At 73.2% G+C, this 22,221-nt stretch carries 21 protein-coding genes; 16 read left to right on the forward strand and 5 right to left on the reverse strand.

From position 1 onward, the window contains the following. Nucleotides 1-142: 142 nt before the first annotated feature. Genes ICW24_RS16445 through ICW24_RS16455 form a run of 3 tightly spaced genes read right to left on the reverse strand, consistent with a single transcriptional unit; the run spans nt 143 to nt 3,494 of the window. Entirely contained in the window at nt 143-1,888 is a 1,746-nt protein-coding gene (locus ICW24_RS16445; RefSeq protein ID WP_226346810.1) for an ABC transporter permease, read from the reverse strand. Continuing rightward, nucleotides 1,885-2,829 carry an ABC transporter ATP-binding protein gene (locus tag ICW24_RS16450; RefSeq protein ID WP_226346855.1) on the reverse strand — a complete coding sequence of 315 codons (945 nt, stop codon included), beginning with the start codon at nt 2,827-2,829 and terminating at the stop codon, nt 1,885-1,887. Before ICW24_RS16450 ends, ICW24_RS16445 begins: the two co-directional genes overlap by 4 nt. A gap of 5 nt (nt 2,830-2,834) precedes the next feature. Next, nucleotides 2,835-3,494: a TetR/AcrR family transcriptional regulator gene (locus ICW24_RS16455; protein WP_226346811.1), complete on the reverse strand. Its 660-nt coding sequence runs from the start codon at nt 3,492-3,494 to the stop codon at nt 2,835-2,837. Nucleotides 3,495-3,740: 246 nt separating this feature from the next. On the opposite strand from ICW24_RS16455, the gene ICW24_RS16460 reads away from it, so the two are divergent. From ICW24_RS16460 to ICW24_RS16515, 12 genes are all read left to right on the forward strand, one after another. Continuing rightward, on the forward strand, nt 3,741-6,053 hold the full coding sequence (locus tag ICW24_RS16460) for a transglycosylase domain-containing protein (protein WP_226346812.1): 2,313 nt from the start codon (nt 3,741-3,743) through the stop codon (nt 6,051-6,053). A gap of 9 nt (nt 6,054-6,062) precedes the next feature. Next, on the forward strand, nt 6,063-7,472 hold the full coding sequence (locus ICW24_RS16465; protein WP_226346813.1) for a glycosyltransferase family protein: 1,410 nt from the start codon (nt 6,063-6,065) through the stop codon (nt 7,470-7,472). A gap of 292 nt (nt 7,473-7,764) precedes the next feature. Next, nucleotides 7,765-8,055: a 30S ribosomal protein S6 gene (gene rpsF / locus ICW24_RS16470; RefSeq protein ID WP_226346814.1), complete on the forward strand. Its 291-nt coding sequence runs from the start codon at nt 7,765-7,767 to the stop codon at nt 8,053-8,055. 77 nt (nt 8,056-8,132) lie between these two features. Further along, on the forward strand, nt 8,133-8,726 hold the full coding sequence (locus tag ICW24_RS16475) for a single-stranded DNA-binding protein (protein ID WP_226346815.1): 594 nt from the start codon (nt 8,133-8,135) through the stop codon (nt 8,724-8,726). A gap of 149 nt (nt 8,727-8,875) precedes the next feature. Further along, nucleotides 8,876-9,112, forward strand: a complete 237-nt coding sequence (rpsR, locus tag ICW24_RS16480) for a 30S ribosomal protein S18 (protein WP_226346816.1) — start codon at nt 8,876-8,878, stop codon at nt 9,110-9,112. 20 nt (nt 9,113-9,132) lie between these two features. Continuing rightward, nucleotides 9,133-9,576, forward strand: coding sequence for a 50S ribosomal protein L9 (gene rplI / locus ICW24_RS16485; RefSeq protein ID WP_226346817.1), 444 nt, complete (start codon nt 9,133-9,135; stop codon nt 9,574-9,576). Nucleotides 9,577-9,778: 202 nt separating this feature from the next. Then, nucleotides 9,779-10,864, forward strand: a complete 1,086-nt coding sequence (locus ICW24_RS16490) for a transaldolase family protein (RefSeq protein ID WP_226346818.1) — start codon at nt 9,779-9,781, stop codon at nt 10,862-10,864. A gap of 73 nt (nt 10,865-10,937) precedes the next feature. Beyond that, on the forward strand, nt 10,938-12,887 hold the full coding sequence (gene iolD / locus ICW24_RS16495) for a 3D-(3,5/4)-trihydroxycyclohexane-1,2-dione acylhydrolase (decyclizing) (protein ID WP_226346819.1): 1,950 nt from the start codon (nt 10,938-10,940) through the stop codon (nt 12,885-12,887). A 99-nt stretch (nt 12,888-12,986) separates the two neighbouring features. Next, nucleotides 12,987-13,862, forward strand: a complete 876-nt coding sequence (locus ICW24_RS16500) for an SDR family oxidoreductase (protein ID WP_226346820.1) — start codon at nt 12,987-12,989, stop codon at nt 13,860-13,862. Then, complete coding sequence (locus ICW24_RS16505; RefSeq protein ID WP_226346821.1) at nt 13,859-14,236, forward strand: nuclear transport factor 2 family protein; 378 nt, start codon at nt 13,859-13,861, stop codon at nt 14,234-14,236. The genes ICW24_RS16500 and ICW24_RS16505 overlap by 4 nt, the downstream gene beginning before the upstream one ends. Before the next feature lie 28 nt (nt 14,237-14,264). Next, on the forward strand, nt 14,265-15,083 hold the full coding sequence (locus tag ICW24_RS16510; protein WP_226346822.1) for a sulfite exporter TauE/SafE family protein: 819 nt from the start codon (nt 14,265-14,267) through the stop codon (nt 15,081-15,083). Nucleotides 15,084-15,189: 106 nt separating this feature from the next. Further along, a complete protein-coding gene (locus ICW24_RS16515) occupies nt 15,190-16,197 on the forward strand; it encodes an SDR family NAD(P)-dependent oxidoreductase (RefSeq protein WP_226346823.1) in 1,008 nt (335 codons plus the stop codon). 159 nt (nt 16,198-16,356) lie between these two features. On the opposite strand, the gene ICW24_RS16520 is transcribed toward ICW24_RS16515, so the two are convergent. Then, on the reverse strand, nt 16,357-17,127 hold the full coding sequence (locus ICW24_RS16520) for a trimeric intracellular cation channel family protein (protein WP_226346824.1): 771 nt from the start codon (nt 17,125-17,127) through the stop codon (nt 16,357-16,359). Nucleotides 17,128-17,288: 161 nt separating this feature from the next. Here ICW24_RS16520 and ICW24_RS16525 point away from each other — a divergent pair, with 161 nt between their 5' ends. Then, nucleotides 17,289-18,281 carry a sugar phosphate isomerase/epimerase family protein gene (locus ICW24_RS16525; RefSeq protein WP_226346825.1) on the forward strand — a complete coding sequence of 331 codons (993 nt, stop codon included), beginning with the start codon at nt 17,289-17,291 and terminating at the stop codon, nt 18,279-18,281. A 44-nt stretch (nt 18,282-18,325) separates the two neighbouring features. Further along, nucleotides 18,326-19,201, forward strand: coding sequence for a sugar phosphate isomerase/epimerase family protein (locus tag ICW24_RS16530; protein ID WP_226346826.1), 876 nt, complete (start codon nt 18,326-18,328; stop codon nt 19,199-19,201). A 129-nt stretch (nt 19,202-19,330) separates the two neighbouring features. Here ICW24_RS16530 and ICW24_RS16535 read toward each other — a convergent pair whose 3' ends face one another. Continuing rightward, entirely contained in the window at nt 19,331-20,071 is a 741-nt protein-coding gene (locus tag ICW24_RS16535; protein ID WP_226346827.1) for a GntR family transcriptional regulator, read from the reverse strand. Nucleotides 20,072-20,284: 213 nt separating this feature from the next. Here ICW24_RS16535 and iolC point away from each other — a divergent pair, with 213 nt between their 5' ends. Continuing rightward, nucleotides 20,285-21,253, forward strand: a complete 969-nt coding sequence (iolC, locus tag ICW24_RS16540) for a 5-dehydro-2-deoxygluconokinase (protein ID WP_226346828.1) — start codon at nt 20,285-20,287, stop codon at nt 21,251-21,253. Further along, complete coding sequence (locus tag ICW24_RS16545; RefSeq protein ID WP_226346829.1) at nt 21,250-22,173, forward strand: Cgl0159 family (beta/alpha)8-fold protein; 924 nt, start codon at nt 21,250-21,252, stop codon at nt 22,171-22,173. The genes iolC and ICW24_RS16545 overlap by 4 nt, the downstream gene beginning before the upstream one ends. Nucleotides 22,174-22,221 lie beyond the last annotated feature (48 nt).

The following is a 22,221-nucleotide window of genomic DNA, read 5'->3' on the forward strand; positions in this document are numbered from 1 at the left end:
CTGGGTTCTCGCGCTCGTCGACTCGGGCAAGATCTGGTTCCCGTTGCTCGTCGCCGTGCTCATCGGGATCCGGGAGGTGCGCCGCCAGCGCCGCCAGCGCGACCTGCGCGCGCGCCTCGAGGCGGGGGCGGCGGTCGGCCACTCAGCCGATGTCGCGACGCCGGAACCCGGCGAGGCCGGCGCCGAGGAGGAGGGCGGCGAGCGCGGTGAGCAGGAGAACGGGACCCCACGCGAAGGCCTCGGCCGGGACGTGCGGCAGCTGGGCGAAGGGGGTCGCCTTCATGAGCGCGTCGGGGAGCCGGAGGAGGCCGCCGACCCACGCCACGAACAGCGTCCAGGCGACGAGCGCCCACGGCAGCCAGAGCAGGCGCGGTCGTAGACCGAGGACGAGCATCGCGAACCCGACGACGACCCATACCCCTGGGGACAGCACGAGGGCCGATCCGGCGCAGGTCGCGATCGTGCCGGCGTCGCCGCCGGCGAGCACCGAGGGCAGGCTGACGAGCGCGCCGCAGGCGAGCAGCAGCACCGTGGGCAGCATGAGGGCCGGCACGAGGTGCGCGAGCGCGTACCGGGTGCGGGAGGTCGCGGTCGAGAGCATGAGCTCGGTGCGGCCGGCCTCCTCCTCGCCGCGCAGGCGGAGCAGGAGCGAGAGCGCGAAGATCGCGGCGAGGACCGCGACGATCTCGAGCATCGCGACGACGAAGGCCTCCTCGAGCTCCGGCGCCCCCGACCCCATGCGGCGGAACATCGCCGACAGCTGCGGATTGTCGCCGAGCATGGTGTCGATCGTGCCGGCGAGCGACCCGATGACGACGGAGAACGTCACCAGTCCGACGCTCCAGGCGATGACGCTGCCGCGGGTGAGCCGGGCGACGAGCCCGCCCGCCGACGCGAGCCGGGCGGAGCCGTGGGCGGGTCCGGGGCGGGCGGCGCGCAGGCCGGAGCCGTGGTCGCGCACGCTCTCGAGCCTGAACGCGAGGGCGACGAGTGCGGCGGTGAGCAGCGCGGGGAGGGCGAGGACCCACCAGCGTTCGTCGGCGTAGGGGCGCGCCAGGGCGGCCCACTCGACCGGCGAGACCCACTGCAGGGCGCTCAGCGCCGAGGAGTCCGGGACGCCGTCGGCGAGCGCGCGCAGCAGGTAGGCCGCCGCGAGGCTGCCGAGGGCGACGCCCCGGCACGTGCGGGTCGACTCCGAGAGCTGCGCCGCGACCGCGCCGACCGCGGCCCAGACCGCGCCGGTCAGCGCGATGCCGAGCCCGGCGGCCAGGGCGCTGCCCACGGGTGGGGCCAGTGCCGCGAGCGAGACCGCGATGATCGCGCCGAGCAGGGCGCAGGCCCCGAACGCGACGAGCAGGGCCCCGGCGAGGGGCGCGTGCCGCCCGATCGGGCCGGCCCGCAGCAGCTCGGTGCGGCCGACCTCCTCGTCGGCGCGGGTGGCGCGCAGCACGCCGAGGGCGGCCATCATCGCGGCGGCGGCGGCGACGAAGGTGCCGACCCGCCACATGGCGAACCCGCCCGGGTCGAGCAGGTCGTAGGGCGGGCCGAGCATGGCCCGCATCGTCGTGTTGACGCCGAGGGCCGCGGCCATGGCCTCGCCCTGAGGCCCCTCGGGGACGGTGGTGCGGTAGGCCGACAGCGTCGCCGGCATGAGCGAGGCGAGTGCGAGGATCCAGACGAGCCAGAACCACCGGCTCGTCCGCGCGGCGAGCCGGGCGTGTTGCGTCGCCCCCGTGGTCGTCGACGCCGCGCGCGGCGCTCGGTGGGTGTGGTGGGTGCCGTCGGCGGAGCGGATGCCCGGGCCGGTGCGCAGGCTCCGGGGCGTCCGGGGGCCGCGCGCCTCGTGGGCGCCGCCGCCGTCGTGGCCCTCGCGGGCCGTCGTCGTCATGACGCCGCCTCTTCCGGCTCGTAGTGGCGCAGGAAGAGCTCCTCGAGCGTCGGCGGGGTGCTGACCAGCGAGCGGATCCCGATCTCGGCGAACCGGGCGAGGACCGCGCTGAGCGCCGTGTCGTCGACCTGGCAGGTGAGCCGGTGGCCCTCGACCTGCGCGTCGTGCACGCCGGGCAGCGTCGTGAGCTGCGCGGGCACGGGGACGGCGAGGTCGACGGTGACCTGGGTGCGGGTGAGGTGCCGCAGTTGGGTCAGGGTGCCGGACTCGACGACCCGGCCGGCCCGGATGATGCTCACGTGGTCGCACAGCGTCTCGACCTCCGAGAGGATGTGGCTGCTGAGCAGCACGGTCCGGCCCGAGGTGCGTTCGGCGCGGATGTAGTCGGTGAAGACGCGCTCCATGAGCGGGTCGAGCCCGCTCGTCGGTTCGTCGAGCACGAGCAGCTCGACGTCCGAGGCCAGCGCCGCGACGAGCGCGACCTTCTGCCGGTTGCCCTTGGAGTACGAGCGGCCCTTCTTGCGCGGGTCGAGCTCGAACCGGTCGAGGAGCTCGTCGCGGCGGGCGCGGTCGAGGCCGCCGCGGGCCCGGCCGAGGAGGTCGATCGCCTCCCCGCCGGTGAGGTTGGGCCACAGGCTCACGTCGCCGGGCACGTAGGCGAGCCGGCGGTGCAGCTCCGGCGCCTGGGCCCACGGGTCGCCGCCGAGCAGGCGGATGCGCCCGGAGTCGGCCTTGAGCAGCCCGAGCAGCACCCGGATGGTCGTGGACTTGCCGGCGCCGTTGGGCCCGAGCAGCCCGTGCACCTGGCCGGTGGGGACGGCCAGGGTGAGGCCGTCGAGGGCCCGGGTGGCCCCGAACCGCTTGTGCAGATCCTGGATGTCGATCGCGAGATCGGTGCTCGTCGCCGCGTCGGCCGGGTGGCCGGGGCGCGGGCTCGTCATGGTGCTCACTGCTCCCCCTTCGAAGGGGTGGACGTGCCGGGGTGACGGGAGACGTGCTGGCGGTCGGCCTCGTCGGCGAGGGGGCCGGTGATGAGGCCGTGCGTGTAGAGCTGGAGCATGTGGTCGGCGTATCGGTCGGCCGGGCCCTGCTCGAAGAGGGACGTGCCGCCGAGGTGACGGGCGACGTGGCGGTCGAGCAGCAGGAGACCGAGGCCGATGCCGGCCTGCAGCGCGGCCCGGGCCCGGGGGTCGTCGGTCGGCCGGATCGTGCCGGCCGCCTCACCGACGGCGAGCAGGCCCTCCACGTCGTCGACCATCCGGTCGAACATCTCGGCCGCCCGCGGGCCGCCCTCGGTGACGACGAGCAGGAGGTAGGCGTAGAGCGGCCGCGCCTGGGGGTGTGCCTCGAGGTAGGCCGAGAGCTGGGGCAGCGACCCGGTCGTGAACACCTGCGACTTCTCGGTGCGGATGAACGTCATGAGGTGGTCGTCGCAGGCCGCCCGCAGCCCGTCCTTGCTCCCGAAGTGGTGGACGACGAGGGCGGGCGAGACCCCGGCGCGATCGGCGATGACGCGCATCGTCGCCCTGGCGAAGCCCAGCTCGGCGAACGCGGCGAGGGCGGCATCGCGGATGCGCGCCCGGGCGGTGAGGTCTACTGAACTCATGTTCAATATGCTAAACGCGTGTTCAGTTCCTGTCCATGGTCGGACCGGATCCGCGGGCGATTCGTGCCCCACGCGCGCCCCGCTCGCACGCGGCGCACACGTGATCCCCGGCTCCCTCCCAGGTCGCGGGGCATACTGGACCTTCGCCTGCCCCGTTGTCGACGGGGCGACCACCCGGGCCCCACCGCCGGGACACAGCCGCGGCCGACGCGCGACCCGCGCCGGCCTACGACGGAAGAAGTGTGTGTGAGTCAGAGCGTCGTCACCGCCCCGCCGCGTCGCCGTCGGCCCCGTCGGGCCCTGCGCATCGTCCTGGTCACGATGCTCGTCCTCGCCGTCATCGGCATCGGCGGGTTCCTCACGGCGTACGCGCTCATCTCCGTGCCGAAGCCGAACGAGCTGGCCCAGTCGCAGACGTCGATCGTCTACTACGCCGACGGCAAGAACGAGATCGGGCGGTTCAGCACGGTCAACCGCGAGTCGGTGACGCTGCGCAGCATCCCCAAGGACGCCCAGCACGCGATGCTCGCGGCGGAGGACCGTGACTTCTACGACAACCCGGGCTTCTCGCCGACCGGCATCGCCCGGGCCGTGTGGTCCGCGGTGAGCGGCGGTTCGCGTCAGGGCGGGTCGACGATCACCCAGCAGTACGTGAAGAACTACTTCCTCTCGCAGGACCAGACGCTCGGCCGCAAGGCCCGCGAGCTCGTCATCTCGATCAAGATCGAGCAGGAGCAGTCCAAGGACGAGATCCTCGAGAACTACTTCAACACCATCTACTACGGCCGCGGCGCCTACGGCATCCAGGCCGCCTCCCGCGCGTACTTCGGCAAGGAGGTCGGCAAGCTCACGGTGGGCGAGGGCGCCCTCCTCGCGAGCGTCATCCGCGCGCCCTCCCTCTACGACCCGTCGCTCGGCGCCAGCCAGAAGAAGAACGCGCAGGACCGCGTCGACTACGTGCTCGACGGCATGGTCTCCCAGGGCTGGCTCTCCGCCGCCGAGCGCAAGGGGATCACCTTCCCGACGGTCGTCGAACCCAAGCAGCGCCAGACGGCGTCGGGTCCGAACGGCTACCTCATGGCCTACGTGAAGTCGGAGCTCACCTCTCGCCTCGGGCTCTCGGAGGAGGACCTCGACCGCGGTGGGCTGCGCGTGACGACGACGATCTCGAGGGCGGCGCAGCAGGCGGCGATCAACGCCGTCGAGAAGGAGCGCCCCACGGGTGGGAAGGCCGACGGCATCCGGGTGGGCCTCGCCTCGATCGTCCCGGGCGACGGCGCGATCCGCGCCCTCTACGGCGGGGCGAACTACGCGAAGCAGCCGTACAGCTCGGCCACCCAGGCCCAGCTCCAGGGCGGGTCGACCTTCAAGGTCTTCACGACGGTCGCGGCCCTCCAGAAGAACGTGTCGCTGCGCACCCGCCTCGACGGCTCGAGCCCGCGGTACTTCGACGAGTTCAAGGGCGGCGGCAACGCCGACGGCAAGGTGTCGAACTTCGGCAACCACGACTACGGCAACCTCGACGTGGCCACGGCGCTCGCCAAGTCGTCGAACACGGCGTTCGCGCAGCTCAACATCGATGTCGGCCCGGCCGCCACCCGCGACGCGGCGATCGCGCTCGGGGTCCCGTCGACGACGCCCGGCCTGTCCGACAACCCGGCCAACGTCTTCGGCACGGCCTCGCCGCGCGTCATCGACATGGCCAACGCGTACGCGACGCTGGCCGCGAAGGGGAAGCGGGCCGAGCCGTACCTCATCTCCAAGGTGACCGCCGTGGGCGGCTGGCTCGAGCCGTACGCGCAGCAGCCGGTCCTCGCCGACGCCGTGAGCCCGGAGGTCGCGGCCGACACCCTCGTCGCGATGGAGGACGTGGTCCAGGAGGGCACCGCGACCGCGGCCCGGGCCGTGGGCCGGCCCGCGGCCGGCAAGACGGGCACCACCGACGAGAACCGCGCCGTGTGGTTCGACGGTGTGACCCCGCAGCTCGCGACCGCGGTGGGGATGTACCTGCCGACGTCGGACGGCGGATCGGAGCCGATGCGCGGCATCGCCGGCCTCAGCGAGGTGACCGGTGGCTCCTACCCCGTGGCGATCTGGACGAGCTTCATGCGGGCCGCCCTCGACGGCGTGCCGGAGGAGGACTTCCCGGAGCGGGCGGGCATCGGCGACGGCGACGTGCAGGACTGGGCGCCCGAACCGACGCAGGAGCCGGAGCCGTCGCGGACCGAGGAGTCCTCGCAGACCCCGAGCGAGGAGCCGACGCCGACGACGTCGGGGCCGACATGGTCGCCCACCGACAGGGTCGAGCCGGCGCCGAGCGAGTCCGACACCGGGGGCGAGCAGGATGCCACCCCGTCGCAGACGAACGGCCGGGCGAGGGCCGGTGAGTCGGGCCGGTCCCGCGACTCCGGCGATTCGGGCGACGCGAACAGTGATGCGAACGGGGGCGCCGAGCAGGGCGCCGAGCAGAACGAAGGGGGCGCCCAGGGGGCCGCACCCGACCGCCCCGCGGCCCAGGCGCCGGAGCGGCGGGTCGGGGTGCCGACGCCCTCGCCGTAACCTGGGCGCATGGGTGGGCAGCGGCGGGCACACGGGGTCGAGACGCTCGTGACCGGCCGACCCGCCGGCCGCTACGCGCACGACGGCCGGGTGGGTTGGCACGTGCCCCGGCGGGGCGCGTTCCTCGTCCCGCCGTGGCGGGGGGTCACGGCTCTCGCCGCCCTCCTCGCGGCCGGCCTCGTGGCGGCCGGCCTGCTCCAGAAGCGCTACTGCTTCGAGCACGGCTGGGGCGGGTCCGACGTCTTCTGGCACGCCTGTTTCTCCGATCTGCCTCGGCTCTGGGCGGGCACCCCGCTCGCCTCCCACGCGCTGCCGTACGCCGCCGGCGGCGGGGGCATCGACCAACCGGTCGGCACCGGCCTCATGCTCTGGGTCCTCGCGTGGTTCGTGCCCCGCACCCCGACGTCGCAACAGGCCTTCACGGCGGCCTGGGCGGTCGCGGCGGCCGCCTGCGCGATCGGGATCGTCGTGTGCACCGCGACGACCACCCGGCGGCACCCGCAGCGGGCCCTCTACGTGGGGGCCTGCCCGCTGCTGGTCACCGTGGCCCTCGTGTCGCCCGAGCTGTTCGCCGTCCTGCTCGTGTCGGCCGGGCTGTGGGCGTGGTCGGCCGAACGGCCCGGCCTCGCCGGCGTCCTGCTCGGCCTCGCCGCCGTCTCGCGCGGCTACGCCGTGCTCGTGCTGCTCGCGGTCGGACTCGTCGCCCTGCGGGCAGGGGTGCTGCGGGCGTGGTGCCGCACGGCCGGGGCCGCCCTCGTCGTCGCGGCCGGCCTCCTGCTGTCCGTGCAGCTGAGCGCGGGTGGGGCCGTCGCGCCCTACCTGGCGTGGCTCGGGCGCGGGATCGACTACGGGTCGATCTGGTACCTCGCCACCCTCGCGGGCCGGCCCGTTCCGCCGGCGACCGCGACCGTCCTCGCGGTCGCGGGGTGGGTGCTCGCCCTGGCCGCGGGGACCATGTTCACCCTGCTGCCGCGGCGTCGCCCCGCGATCGCCGAGGTCGCCGTCGTCGTCCTCGCCGTCCTGTTCCTCACCGCGAAGTCGGTCCCGGTGCAGGCCTCGATGTGGCTGGTGCCGCTCGTGGCGCTCGCGGGGGTGCGCCTGCGGCCCTATCTGATCTGGGTGTCGGCCGAGGTGGCCTACTTCGTCGCCGTCTGGCTCTACATCGCGGGCGGCTCCGAGCCGAACCGCGCGCTGCCCGCCGCGTGGTACGCCGCCTTCCTCCTCATCCGTCTGGCCGCGATCGCCTGGGTGGCGCTCGACGTCGTCGGGCGGGCCCGGCGTCGCCCCGCGCCCACGGTCACGGCCGACCCGGCCGACCCGGCCCCACAGCAGAGCGTCGCCATCGCCGAGGACCCCGACGACGGCGCGGGGGTGGCGGGCGGCCGCCGCGACGACCTCGTGCTCGTCGCCGGGCGCTGAGGGCCGCTCGGGCCGCCGTCGGTCCACAGCCGGTCGCGCGCGCTCCCCGGCGGCGCCGAGGCCCGCCGCGGTTGGGGACGACGATTCGGAATCACCCGTGGGCGGCCGGTACTCTGGGTGACGTTCCCCCACGCGTCGACGGTCGATCTCGAGCGCTTTCCGCGCCCGGACTCACCGCGGCACGCCTTCGATGGGCGCGCCGACCGTCCCGGTGCGCGCGTGGGAGACGCAGCAGACCCTCCTGTCACGGAGAGACCGTGACCGCACAGACCAGAGGAGGTGGGTTCTCAGCATGCGTCAGTACGAAATCATGATCATCGTCGACCCCGAGGTCGACGACCGTCAGGTCGCCTCGTCGCTCGAGAGGTTCCTGTCCGTCATCACGAAGGACAGCGGCACCGTCGACAACGTGGACGTCTGGGGCCGTCGGCGCCTGGCCTACGAGATCAAGAAGCGTTCCGAGGGCGTCTACGTCGTCGTCAGCTTCACCGCGGAGTCCGCCACGGCGAAGGAGCTGGACCGTCAGCTCGGGCTGTCGGAGCAGATCCTGCGGACCAAGCTGCTCCGCCCCGACGCCGCCTGATCACATCGGATCAGCACTCCTGATCACTAGAGTCCGGTTCGTCCGGACCCGAGCCACCCAGACAGAGAGGTCCCCTCATGGCCGGCGAAACCCCCATCACCGTCATCGGCAACCTGACGGCCGACCCGGAGCTGCGCTTCACCCCCTCGGGTGCGGCGGTCGCCAGCTTCACGGTCGCGTCGACGCCCCGCACGTTCGACCGCCAGTCGAACGAGTGGAAGGACGCCGAGACGCTGTTCATGCGGTGCTCGGTGTGGCGTGAGGCGGCCGAGAACGTCGCCGAGTCGCTGACCAAGGGGTCCCGGGTCATCGTCACCGGCCGCCTCGTCTCCCGTTCGTGGGACGACAAGGAGTCCGGTCAGAAGCGCACCGTCATGGAGATGCAGGTCGACGAGGTCGGCCCCTCGATGCGGTACGCGACGGCCAAGGTCACCAAGACCCAGCGCGGCGGGGGCGGCGGCTTCTCCGGCGGGGGCGGCGGCGGGTTCTCCGGCGGCGGCCAGCAGGGCGGCGGATACGGCGGCGGCCAGCAGCAGGGCGGCGGACAGCAGTCCGACCCCTGGGCCACCGGCCCGTCCTCCGGCGGTGCGGCCGCCGGGGGCAACTCGGGTGGCAACTCGGGTGGCGGCGGATGGGGCAACGCCCCGTCCTACGACGAGCCCCCGTTCTGATCGGCTCGGATCGGTAGCGATCCACGTGATCATCCGGGCGACCGGTCCCCGCGACCGGCCGACCCATCCCGGGGCTCAGCGCCCCGTTCCAGCACCACCCATCCCGGAGCCGGAACTCCGGGCTCTCACCAGGAAGGGAGAGCACCACGATGGCCAAGCCCGTAGTGCGTAAGCCCAAGAAGAAGGCCAACCCGCTCAAGGCCGCGAAGATCGACAAGATCGACTACAAGGACACCGCCCTGCTGCGGAAGTTCATCTCCGACCGCGGGAAGATCCGCGCGCGTCGTGTCACCGGCGTGAGCGTGCAGGAGCAGCGACTCATCGCGAAGGCCGTGAAGAACGCCCGCGAGATGGCGCTCCTGCCCTACTCGAGCTCGGCTCGCTGAGCTCGGATCGGAGGAACGGAATGAAGCTCATCCTCACGCACGAGGTGTCCGGTCTCGGTTCGGCCGGTGACATCGTCGAGGTCAAGGACGGCTACGGCCGCAACTTCCTGCTCCCGCGTGGTCTCGCGACCCCGTGGACCAAGGGCGGGCAGAAGCAGGTCGAGGCGATGCAGAAGGGTCGCGAGACCCGCGCCGTCAAGTCGCTCGAAGAGGCCAAGGGTCTCAAGGGCCAGCTCGAGGCCCGCACCCTGCGCATCCCGGCGCACGCCGGTGCGAACGGCCGCCTCTTCGGCGCCGTCACCCAGGCCGACGTCGCCGCCGCCGCGGCCGGCGAGGGCCTGACGATCGACAAGCGTCGCATCGAGTTCCCGTCGCCGGTCAAGGCGACCGGGGGCCACGAGGCGACCGTCGCCCTCCACCCGGAGGTCAAGGCGACGATCAAGCTGGACGTCGTCGCCGACTGACGACCCGCAGGACCGTCGAGGCCCGTCCCCTACGGGGGGTGGGCCTCGCGTCGCGTCCGGGGTCGGGCCCGAGGCCGAGGCATTTGTAAGGACAAATGATTGACAGCATGATCCGGTGGGTGCTGAGATGGGTCCGGCCGACCTCTCGTCGGCTCACCCCTCGCCGTGGCCGCCCGGCCTCACCCCATCCGCGGAGGAATCCATGACCGCCACCGTCACCACCAGCCCGCTGCGCACGATGACCGAGACGACGCCGACCGTGCTGTGGAACGACTCGGCCGACCCGAAGGAGCTCGAGACGTCCATCGGGTTCGGGGCCGTCGGGGCGACGTGCAACCCGGTCATCGCGCTGGCCTGCATCAAGGCCGACCTCCCGCGCTGGACGGCGCGCATCCGCGAGATCGCCGCCGAGAACCCCCGCGCCGGGGAGTCCGAGATCGGCTGGCAGGTCGTCGAGGAGGTCTCCGTCGACGCGGCCCGCCTCCTCACCCCCGCCTTCGAGACCTACGCCGGGGTCAACGGCCGCCTGTCGATGCAGACCGACCCGCGGCTGCACCGGGACGCCGACGCCCTCGTCGCCCAGGCGGAGCGCTTCGCGGCCCTCGCCGACAACATCATCGTCAAGATCCCCGCCACGTCGGTCGGGCTCGTCGCGATCGAGGAGGCCACCTACCGGGGTGTCTCGATCAACGTCACGGTCTCCTTCACCGTGGCCCAGGCGGTCGCCGCCGGCGAGGCCATCGAACGGGGCCTGCGCCGCCGCGAGGCCGACGGCAAGGCCGACGACGTGGCCCGGATGGGTCCGGTCGTCACCCTCATGTGCGGGCGGCTCGACGACTGGATGAAGGACAACTACGCCAAGGACAAGCTCTGCTTCGACCCCGGCTACCTCGAGTGGGCCGGCGTCGCCGCGTTCAAGAAGGCCTACGCCGAGTTTCGGGCGCGCGGCCTGCGGGCGCGGATGCTGTCGGCCGCCTACCGCAACGCGCTGCAGTGGACGGAGTTCGTGGGCGGCGACGTCGTGCTCTCCCCGCCGTTCGCCTGGCAGCAGCGGTTCGAGAACAGCGGCATCGTCCCGGAGCCACGCATGGACATCCCCGTCGACCCGACGATGATCGAGGTCATGTACGAGCAGATGCCGGAGTTCCGCAAGGCCTACGACGTCGACGGCATGACCCCGGAGGAGTTCGACGACTTCGGCGCGACGCGCAAGACGCTGCGCCAGTTCCTCGAGGCCGACGCCCAGCTCGACGCCCTCGTGCGCGACGTCCTCGTCCCGGCCCCCTGACCGGCGCACCGGTCCGACGACCCAGACCACCCCGACCACTCCGATCGCGGATCCCCTCGCGGAAGGATCGACGATGACGTCGCAGCAGTCCTCCACCGTCCGACTCACCGTGGCCCAGGCGCTCGTGCGCTTCCTCGCCGCCCAGTACTCCGAGCGGGACGGGCGTGAACAACGCCTGATCCCGGGGATGTTCGGCATCTTCGGCCACGGCAACGTCGCCGGGGTGGGGCAGGCCCTCCTCCAGGCGCAGGTCCAGGCGGAGGAGGCCGGCGGCGGTCACAGCGTGACGCAGCGCCCGGTCACCGACCCCGCCGACGGCGAGCTGCCGTACTACATGGCGCGCAACGAGCAGGGCGCGGTCAACGCGGCGGCGGCGTTCGCGAAGACGACGAACCGGCTGCAGGCCCTCGCCGTCACCGCGTCGATCGGCCCGGGGTCGACGAACATGATCACGGGCGCGGCGCTCGCGACGACGAACCGGCTTCCGGTGCTCGTGCTCCCGAGCGACATCTTCGCGACGCGCCACCCCGACCCCGTGCTCCAGCAGCTCGAGGACCCCCGCTGCCTCGACATCTCCGTCAACGACGCCTTCAAGCCGGTGTCGCGGTTCTGGGACCGGATCAACCGGCCCGAGCAGCTGATCCCCAGCGCGCTCGCGGCGATGCGGGTGCTCGCCGACCCGGCCGAGACCGGCGCGGTGACGATCTGCCTGCCGCAGGACGTGCAGGCGGAGGCCTACGACTGGCCGGTCGAGTTCTTCCGCAAGCGGGTCTGGCACGTGGCCCGGCCGGTGCCCGAGCCGGCCGCGTTGCAGCGCGCCGTCGAGGCGATCCGCTCGGCGAAGCGCCCGCTGCTCGTCGCCGGCGGCGGCGTGATCTACTCCGAGGCCTCGGAGGCGCTGCGGGCCTTCGCCTCGGCGACGGGGATCCCCGTCGCCGACACCCAGGCCGGCAAGGGGGCGATCAACTGGGACCACGAGTGCGCCGTCGGCGGCGTCGGTTCCACGGGAAACACCGCCGCGAACACCCTGGCCCGGGAGGCCGACCTCGTCATCGGTGTCGGCACGCGGTACAGCGACTTCACGACGGCGAGCCACACGATCTTCGCGAACCCCGACGTGCGGTTCGTCAACGTCAACGTGCTCGCCTTCGACGCCGCCAAGCACGCGGCGACCATGGTCGTCGCCGACGCCCGCGAGGGCCTCGAGGCGCTCGGCGCCGCGCTCGGCGGGTACGAGGTCGAGGCGGGCTACACCGAGCGGGCCCAGGAGCTCGACGCCGAGTGGCAGCGGGTCGTCGACGAGTGCTACGGCCGCGACCACACCCCCCTGCCGGCCCAGACGGAGGTGTTCGGCGCCCTCAACGAGCTCATGGGCGAGCGGGACGTCGTCATCAACGCGGCCGGCTCCATGCCCGGCGACCTGCAGTGCCTGTGGCGGGCGCGCACCCCCGAGCAGTACCACCTCGAGTACGCCTTCTCGTGCATGGGTTACGAGATCCCGGCCGCGATGGGTGTGCGCATGGCCAAGGGCGAGGAGGGGCAGGTCGTCGCGATCGTCGGCGACGGCACCTACCAGATGCTGCCGATGGAGCTCGCGACGATCGTCGCGGAGAACCTCAAGGTCATCGTCGTGCTCCTGCAGAACCACGGGTACGCCTCGATCGGCGCGCTGAGCGAGTCCCGCGGCAGTCAGCGCTTCGGCACCCGGTACCGGATGCGCAACGCGGCGACGGGTCGCCTCGACGGCGAGGAGGTGCCCTTCGACCTCGCCGCGAACGCCGCGAGCTGGGGGGCCGACGTGCTCCGCTGCGACGGCATCGCGGCGTTCCGCGAGAACTACGCGGTGGCCGCCGCGAGCGACCGCCCGACCGTGCTCTACATCGAGACCGACCTCTACGGGCCGAACCCGCCCGGCTCGGCCTGGTGGGACGTCCCGGTCTCGGCCGTCAGCGACCTCGACAGCACGCGGCAGGCGAGCAAGGAGTACGAGGAGGAGAAGGCGGCCCAGCGCCCCTACCTGTGAGCGCGCCTCGGGGTGGGGGGCCCTCGCAGAGTCTCCCGGCCCGGGGTACCCGTCGGTAGCGTCGCCGTGTTCGTCCGTCTCCGAGGGAAGAGTGCAGCCATGAGTGCCACCAAGGTCGTCGTCGTCACCGGGGCCGGGTCGATGGGCGTGATGATCGCCCGCCGGGTCGGGCAGGGACGCACCCTGCTGTTCGCGGACATCGACCCGGACACCCTCGCCGCGGTGCAGGGTCGGCTGAGCGACGAGGGCTACGACGTCGCGACGCGCGTCGTCGACACCTCGGACCACGACTCGGTGCGCGATCTCGCCCGGGCCGCCGCCGAGCTCGGCGACGTCGAGGTCGTCGTCCACACCGCGGGGGTCTCGCCGAACATGGCCGACCCGGCGACGATCGCCGCCGTCGACCTCGCGGGCACCGCCTTCGTGCTCGAGGAGTTCGGCGCGATCATCGCCGACGGTGGCGCCGGCCTCGTCATCTCCAGCCAGGCGGCCCACATGAGCGGGCCGCTGCCCGACGACGTGGCCCGGTCCCTGGCCCACGACCCCAGCGACGCGCTCGTCGACCTGCCGGTCGTCGCGGCGCTGGAGGACTCCGGCGCCGCCTACGTCCTCGCCAAGCTCGGCAACAACCTCCGGGTCCAGGCCCAGTCCGTGCTCTGGGGCGATCGCGGGGCCCGGCTGAACTCCCTCAGCCCCGGCATCATCAGCACGCCGCTCGCGCAGCACGAGCTGAGCAGCCCCGACGCCGCCGGCGACCGGGACATGCTCGAGAACTGCGCGGCCGGGCGGATGGGCACCCCGACCGAGGTCGCGGAGATCGCGGCCCTCCTGCTCGGCCCGAACGGCCGCTACTTCAGCGGCTCCGACCTGCTCATCGACGGCGGCGTCATCGCCGGGATGCGGGCCGGGCGGATCGGCGCCTACCGATCCGACGACGAGGCGGACGCCGCCGGCGCGACGGGGGAGGACGCATGACGGATCGCGGGGCGGGCGAGGCCGGCGTGCTCGCGAACTGGGCGGATCAGTTGCGCGCGATGGACGCCGCCGACACCGAGGCGCTGGCGGCCCTGTTCACCCCCGACGCGACCCTCGTGCACATGACCGGCCACGTGCAGCCGCTCGAGGCGTGGACGGCGGGCATCCGGGCGCGCGAGTTCGTCTACCACCGTGTCGTCGAACACGGGGTGGACGTCGAGGTCGAGGGCGACACGGCGCGGCTCGTCGGCCGCATCGTCACCGGGGTCACCGACGACGGCAGCGGGCAGGCCTGGCCGCTGCGCGTCGAGCAGGACCTCGTCCGGTCGGGATCGGCCTGGCTGTGCCGGCAGTCACGCGTCACCCTCGCGTGAGGCCGTCGCGCGAGGCGGGGTCGTGGCGGTGAGCCTCGACCTCGGGGTGGGGCCGACCGACTGGCTCGTCCTCGCGCTCGGCGCGGCGATCGCCGGGTTCAGCAAGACGGCGATCGGCGGCGCCGCGACCGTCGCGGTGGCCCTCTTCGCCCTGCTGCTGCCGACCCGCGAGTCGACGGGCGTGCTTCTCGTGCTCCTCATGGTCGGCGACCTCATCGCCGTGTGGACGTACCGCCGGGAGGCGAACTGGGCCCTGCTCGGTCGGCTCGTCGTGCCCGTGATCGTGGGCATCGCCTCCGGGGGCGTCTTCCTCGCCCGGGTGCCGGCGGACCGGATGGGCCCGGTCATCGGGTCCATCGTCGTCGCGATGTGCGTCATCGAGATCGTCCGGCGCGCCCGCGACGGGCTGCGGGCGCGCCGGTCGGATCACGGGGCCGGCGCCGCGGCCGAGCCGTCCGGCGCGGCGAGCCCGCCCGCCCCCGCGCCGGCCCGGGCCCGGGCCGGCGGCGCGTTCTTCGGCTCCCTCGCGGGATTCACGACGATGGTGGCCAACGCCGGCGGCCCCGTCATGTCGCTGTACCTGTTGCGGTCGCGCCTGCCGGTGACGCGGTTCGTCGGGACGTTCGCCTGGTTCTTCTTCTCCGTCAACCTCATGAAACTGCCCGTGAGCGTCGGACTCGGGCTGGTCCGGCCGACGCGGTTCGGGCTCATCCTGTCCCTCGTCCCGGCCGTGGTGGCGGGGGCCTGGTTCGGTCGGCTCCTCATCGGCCGCATCCCCCGGGTCGCGTTCGAGTGGACGATCCTGCTCGTCGCGCTCGCGTCGGGGCTCTACCTGGCGCTGGGGTGACCCACGCGCGCACCGGCGCGGCCTCATGCTGGTCCGGGACGCCGCGCGCGTCCGCCGCCCGAACCGGACCGGCTCGGGCCGCCCGTCGACCGACCAGGGAGCCCCGATGACCGACGCGACCCCCCTCACCGCCCAACAGTCCATCTCCACGTGGCTGGCCCACCCCGCGGGGGGCCCGGCCCTGCGCGAGTTCCTCGCGGGCTCGGGCACCAACGAGAGCGCGCTCGGCCCGGCCCTGTCGATGCCGTTGCAGCAGCTCGTCGAGCTCAGCGGGGGCGCCCTGCCGCAGAGCGTCGTCGACGACATGGTGCGAGCCGTCAACAGCGGGATCATCCCCGAGCCCGACGAGGCGACGTGGCGGGAGCGGATCACTCCGGGCCGGTTCGACGGGCGCACGATCGTCGTCACGGGCGCCGCGTCGGGGATCGGCCGCGCGGTGGCGCGCCGGGTGGCCGCCGAGGGTGGCCGCGTCGTCGCCGTCGACATCTCGGCCGAGAAGCTCGCCGCCCTGTCCGAGGACCTCGGCAATCGGGTCGTCACCGTCGCCGCCGACCTCACGCGGGCGGAGGCCGTACAGAACGTGCTCGCCGCGGCGGGCGAACGCGTCGACGGCCTCGCGAACGTCGCCGGCATCAACGACGACTTCAGCCCGCTGCACGAGGTGAGCGACGAGATGTGGGCGCGCGTCTTCGCGGTCAACGTGGACGCGCTCGTCCGGTTGTCCCGGGGCGTGCTCGGTCTGATGCTGCCCGCGGGGCGGGGCTCGATCGTCAACGTCACCTCCGAGGCCGGCCTGCGCGGATCGGCGTCGGGAGTGGCCTACACGGCCTCCAAGCACGCGGTCATCGGAATCACCCGCAGCGCGGCGTTCATGTACGCGCGGGAGGGGATCCGCGTCAACGCGGTCGCGCCGGGCGGGGTCGCGACCGGGATCCCGATGCAGGGCACGACGTCCGCCTACGGCGAGGAGCGCCTCCGGCCGGCCCGCGCGATCATGCCGAGCATCGCCGACTCCGCGCACCTGGCCGCGTCGATCACGTTCCTGCTCAGCGACGACGGGATCAACGTCAACGGCGCGATCCTGCCCTCCGACGGCGGGTGGTCGGCGGCCTGACCCCGGCGCGTCGGCCGGGCCCGACCGCAGGGCCGGGGCAGGCGCCCCGAGCGTGTTCGAACCTCGTCGGCGTCACCGAGCCGCCGTCGGAGCCGTTGCCGGAGCCGCCGCCCGAGCCCGCGGCCTGAGGGTCCCGGCCGGCCTGGAGGGTGGGCGCGGTCAGCGCGGGTTGTGGTCGGGGCCGTCCGCGGGAGTGTCGGGCCCCTGGCCCTCGCGGCGGGCCCGGCGTGCCTCGCGGCGGCGCCGGCGCAGGGTGGCCCGGCGCAGCCGCCGGACCTGCTCGGCGTGCCGCGCCCGGACCCGGCGCAGCCGCGCCCAATCCGTCCCGGGCGGCAGGACCCACCCGCGCCACCGGGCGAGCAGGCACAGGCCGGCCCCCACGAACAGCGCCGCGACGAGACCGGCGTTCGGGTAGCCGACCGTGTACCCGACGACCGTGACCCCGCTGGCGGCGAGCGCGCACGTCGCGAACAGGGTGTTCCCGCCGAGCACCGCGGGGACCCGCAGCAGGATCATGTCGCGCACGAAGCCCCCACCGACCGCCGTGATGGTGCCGAGGAGCACGGCCGGCAGCGGACCGAGGCCCACCCCGAGCGTCTTCTGCGCGCCCGCCGCCGCCCAGCAGCCGAGGGCGAACGCGTCGACGAAAGGGAAGACGGCGTCCCAGGCCCGGCCCTTGACGTCGATGACGTACGCGACAGCGGCCCCGACGAGGGCCGTCGTCACGTACGCCGAGTCGGTGAGGGCCACCGGGGTCCCGTGCTGCAGCAGGGTGTCGCGGATCATGCCCCCGCCGAGTCCGGAGAGGATGGCGAGCGTCGCGAAGCCGACGGCGTCGAGCCGGGCCGCCCGCGCCTCGACCCCGCCGAGGACGGCGTTCGCGAAGACGCCCACGAGGTCCACGACGCGCATGAGGTCGGCGACGTCCATCCCACCCCTCCTTGTGCTTATGTCCTATCAAACTCTTGACGGGTGGGGTGCGCTCCGAGAGACTGTCGACGGCGCCGACCCGCAGGGAGATCCGCGGGAGATCCGCGGCGCCCCACGGCCTCGCGACGAGGCGTACCCCCACCGCGAAGGGTGACACAGCGATGAAGCTCGGTGCGTACACGGCCTGCCTGCACGACCTGCCGCTCGGGGAGGCCCTCGACGTCCTCGCGGGCCTGGGGCTCACCTCGGTGGAGGTCAATTCGGGCGGCTTCATCCCGGCGCCGCACTGCCCGGTCGACGCGCTGCTCGCGTCCCAGGCCGCCCGGGACGCCTACCTCGCCGAGTTCTCCTCGCGCGGCCTCGAGCTCACCGGACTCAACTGCAACGGCAACCCGCTGTCGCCGCGCCCCGGCACCGGACCCAAGCACGCCGACGACCTGCGGCGCACGATCCGGCTCGCGGGCCTGCTCGGCATCGACCGGGTCGTGACGATGTCGGGCTGCCCCGGCTCCGACCCCGGCGCGGCCTACCCCAGCTGGGTCGTCAACTGCTGGGACAACACGTACATGGACGTCCTCGACTACCAGTGGTCGGTCGCCGTCCCCTTCTGGCGCGAGATCGACGCCCTCGCGCGCGAGAACGGCGTCAAGGTCGCCATCGAACTGCACCCCCAGAACCTCGTCTTCAACGTGCCGACCATCCGCCGGCTCGTCGAGGCGACCGGCGCCACGAACGTCGGCGTCGAGATGGACACCTCCCACCTCATGTGGCAGCAGATGGACGTCGTCGCGTGCATCGAGGCCCTCGGCCCGCTCGTGTTCTTCGCCGCCGCCAAGGACGTCGAGCTGTTCGACGGCGTCAAGACCAAGGGCGTCCTCGACAACGAGTTCACCCGCGTGCCCGCCGACGACCCGAACCGCGTGCCCACCGGCTACGACTCCTGGTGCAACGCGTGGCCGCAGGACCCCGCGTGGCGGTTCGTCGCCGTCGGCGTCGGCCACGACGAGGACTACTGGGTCGACGTGCTCCGCGCCCTGCGCGACGTCGACCCCGACATGGTCGTCAACATCGAGCACGAGGACGCCGAGTTCTCCCAGATCGACGGACTCACCCGCGCCGCCCGGACCCTGCAGGCCGCGGCCGGTCGACTCTGACCCGCCTCCCCGTTTCCGACCCCCTCACCGCCAGGAGCGCCGGTATGAAGATCGCCCTCGACCCGACCCCCTTCCACCACGACGCCGGGCTGCTCGAGTTCCCGCGCATCGTCGCCGACGCCGGTTACGAATGGATCCAGCTCACCCCGCACCGGGACCTCATCCCGTTCTTCCGGCACCCCCGCGCCGACGCCGCCCTGATCCGCGACCTGCGCAAGGCCTGCGACGACGCCGGCGTCGGCATCGCCTCCGTGCTGCCCGTCCAGCGGTGGAGCTGGCCCGACGAGCCCCAGCGCGAGGCCGCCGTCCGCAACTGGAAGCGGATCATCCAGATCACCGTCGACCTCGGCTGCCAGGTCATCAACACCGAGTTCTCCGGCCGCCCCGAGCGCGCCGAGGACAGCGAGGCCGCCTTCTACCGGTCGATGGAGGAGCTGCTGCCGATCATCGAACGCGAAGGCCTCGACGTCCGCATCGACCCCCACCCCGACGACTTCGTCGAGGACGGCCTCGAGGCCCTGCGCGTCATCCGCGGCCTCGACTCCGACCACGTCGGGATGGTCTACGTCGCCTGCCACACCTTCCACATGGGCGGCAACATGCGCGAGATCATGCGCGCCGCCGGCGACAAGCTCCGCCTCGTGCACGTCGCCGACACGATGGACCACCACCGCAGCCACGGCCTGCGCTACATCGCCAACCCGCCCACCACCACCGCCCGCGTCCACCAGCACCTCAAGATCGGGGACGGCGACGTCGACTGGGACGACTTCTTCGGCGGTCTCGCCGAGATCGGCTTCTACGACCGCCCCGACACCGTCATGGTGAGCAGCGTCTTCGCCGAGGACGAGAACGCCCCGCAGGTCAGCCGCTACCAGCTCGAGGAGATGACCCGCCGCGTCGCCGCCGCCCGGGGCTGACGCGCGTCCGAACTCACGGATTCACCGCTCGGTTCTCTTTGTCGCGTTCGGCGGTGCTCGCAAGCTCGCCCCACCTCACCGCTCGGTTCTTTCTGTCGCGTTCGGCGGTGCTCGCAAGCTCGCCCCACCTCACCGCTCGTGCACGGTGATGTCGAAGGCGTACAGGTCCGCCCGGTAGCAGTGGTCCCCGAACTCGACGGGCCGGCCGTCGGCGTCGTAGGCGTGGCGGGACATCGTCAGCAGCGGCTGGGACGTGCCCATCCCGAGAAGGCGGCGCTCGCGGCCGGTGGCGCTGCGGGCGCCGATGGTCTGGTGCGCGACGACCGGGCGCACGCTGCGCTGGTGGAGCAGGTTGTAGAGGCCGTCGGACTCGAGGTCGGCCCGGGTGAGGTCGGCGAACTGCGGCGGCAGCCAGTTGGCGAGGATCGCCAGCGGCTCGTCGCCGGCGAAGCGCAGCCGCTCCACGAACACGAGCGGCGTCTCGGGCGGCACCTGCAGGGCGCCGGCGGCCGGCTCGTCCACGCAGTTCGCATCGAGGGTGAGCACCTCGGTCCGGGGCGAGCGCCCCGCCCGCGCGAGATCGTCGTGGAGGCTCGTCAGCTCGTCGCGGCGGTGCACCACGCTGTTCGCCACCGTCGTGCCGATGCCGCGGCGGCGCACGAGCAGACCCTGGACGACGAGCTCGGAGATCGCGCGCCGGACCGTGGGCCGCGACAGCCCGAGACGCTCCGCGAGCGACAGCTCGTTCTCGAACGGGTCACCCGGGCGCAGCCGGCCGTCGGAGATCGCGGCCGTCATCTGCTCCGAGAGCTGGTGATAGAGCGGCACCGGGCTGTTGCGGTCGATCGTCACCTCGAGTTGCGCCACCATCACCTCAGGGTAGACGCCCGACCGTATACACGTCGTGACGTCCGAATGTCCTAACAAAGTGTGGACAGCGCGGTGGGATCGGGCCAGGGTTGAGGTGCCGCTCCCGGCCCGCCGGCGGCCGAGATGCGACACGATCGGACCTCGGCGCGAGCGACCGAACTCCGGCGTCGCGAGCGACGCCCCGTCCCCGTCCACGACGAGAAGGACCCCCTCATGTCCGTCCCGACCGCCCACGACCTCATCACCATCGGTCGCATCGGAGTCGACGTCTACCCCCACCAGATCGGGGTGGGGCTCGAGGACGTCGAGACGTTCGGCAAGTTCCTCGGGGGCAGCGCGACCAACGTCGCCGTGGCCGCGGCCCGGCTGGGGCGGCGAACCGCGGTGATCTCCCGCACCGGCGACGACCCGTTCGGCCGGTTCATCCACGCGAGCCTGCGCGGGTTCGGCGTGGACGACACCTGGGTCACCCCCGTCGCCGACCTGCCGACCCCCGTCACCTTCTGCGAGATCTTCCCGCCCGACGACTTCCCCCTGTACTTCTACCGGAACCCGAAGGCCCCCGACCTGTGCATCGAGGCCGACGAGATCCCCGTCGAGGCCGTGCGGGACGCGGGGATCTTCTGGGCAACCCTCACCGGCATGTCGGACCAGCCGAGCCGGGACGCCCACGTGCGGGCCTGGGAGGTCCGGGGTCGCCGGGAGCACACCATCATCGACCTCGACTACCGCCCGATGTTCTGGCCGTCGGCGCAGGAGGCCCGCGCGGCCGCCGAGATCGCCCTCGACCACGCGACCGTCGCCATCGGCAACAAGGAGGAGTGCGAGGTCGCCGTCGGCGAGACCGAGCCCGCCCGCGCCGCCGCGGCCCTCCTCGACCGCGGCGTGGAGATCGCCATCGTCAAGCAGGGACCGAAGGGCGTCCTCGCGGCGACGCGCGAAGGGTCGCACACGATCCCGCCGATCCTCGTCGACGTCGTCAACGGCCTCGGCGCCGGCGACGCCTTCGGCGGGGCGTTCTGCCACGGCCTCCTCGCCGGCCTGTCCCTGGAGGAGACGGTCACCCTCGCGAACGCGGCCGGGGCCATCGTCGCGTCCCGCCTCGAGTGCAGCTCGGCCATGCCCACGCGCGACGAGCTCGACGCCAAGGTGGCCGCCGCCGGTCAGGAGACGAACGCATGAGCACCCCCCTCGTGGAACCCCCCGGCCGCGACGTCCTCGACCTCGAGCGCGTCACGCACCTGCGCCGCACCGACCCGGAGGCGGTCGCGCGGGCGTGGGCGGCGCGCCGGCGCCGCCCACTGCTCGCCGACGACGGGCGGATGCTCGTCGTCGCCGCCGACCACATGGCACGCGGCGCGCTCGGCGTCCGCGGCGACGCGCGCGCGATGGCGTCCCGCCCGGACGTGCTCGCGCGCCTCGCGAGCGCCCTGTCCCGGCCGGGCGTCGACGGCGTGCTCGGCACCCCGGACATCCTCGAGGACCTGCTCCTCGCGGGGCTGCTCGACGACAAGGTCGTCATCGGCTCCATGAACCGCGGCGGGCTGCAGGGCGCGAGCTTCGAGCTCGACGACCGGTTCACCGCCTACCGGGCCCGCGACATCGCGACGCACGGCCTCGACGGCGGGAAGATGCTCACGCGGATCTGCCTGGACGACGACGGCACGGCCGCGACCCTGCAGGCGAGCGCGGAGGCGGTCACCGAGCTCGCCGAGGCCAAGGTCATGGCCATGGTGGAGCCGTTCTGGTCGGTGCGAGAGAGCGGGCGCGTCTGCAACCTCCTCGACCCCGACTCGGTCATCGCCTCGATGCACGTCGCCGCCGGGCTCGGCGCGACGAGCGCCTACACGTGGCTCAAGCTGCCGGTCGTCGCCGACATGGAGCGGGTGCTCGCGGCGACGACGATGCCCGTGCTCATGCTCGGCGGTGACCCGACCGGTGACCCCGAGGAGACGTACGCGACCTGGGGGCACGCGCTCGCGTGCCCGAGCGCCGTCGGCCTCGTCGTCGGCCGCGCCCTGCTCTACCCGCCCGACGGGGACGTCGCCGCCGCCGTCGACGTCGCGGCGGGGCTCGTCCACGGCCGCCCCTCCGACGACTGAGGCGACGACCGCGCCGGGTGACCCCGGCCCCGGCCCACCACGACCCCC

This window comes from Agilicoccus flavus (genome assembly GCF_014857905.1).
Classification (GTDB): Bacteria; Actinomycetota; Actinomycetes; order Actinomycetales; family Dermatophilaceae; genus Agilicoccus; species Agilicoccus flavus.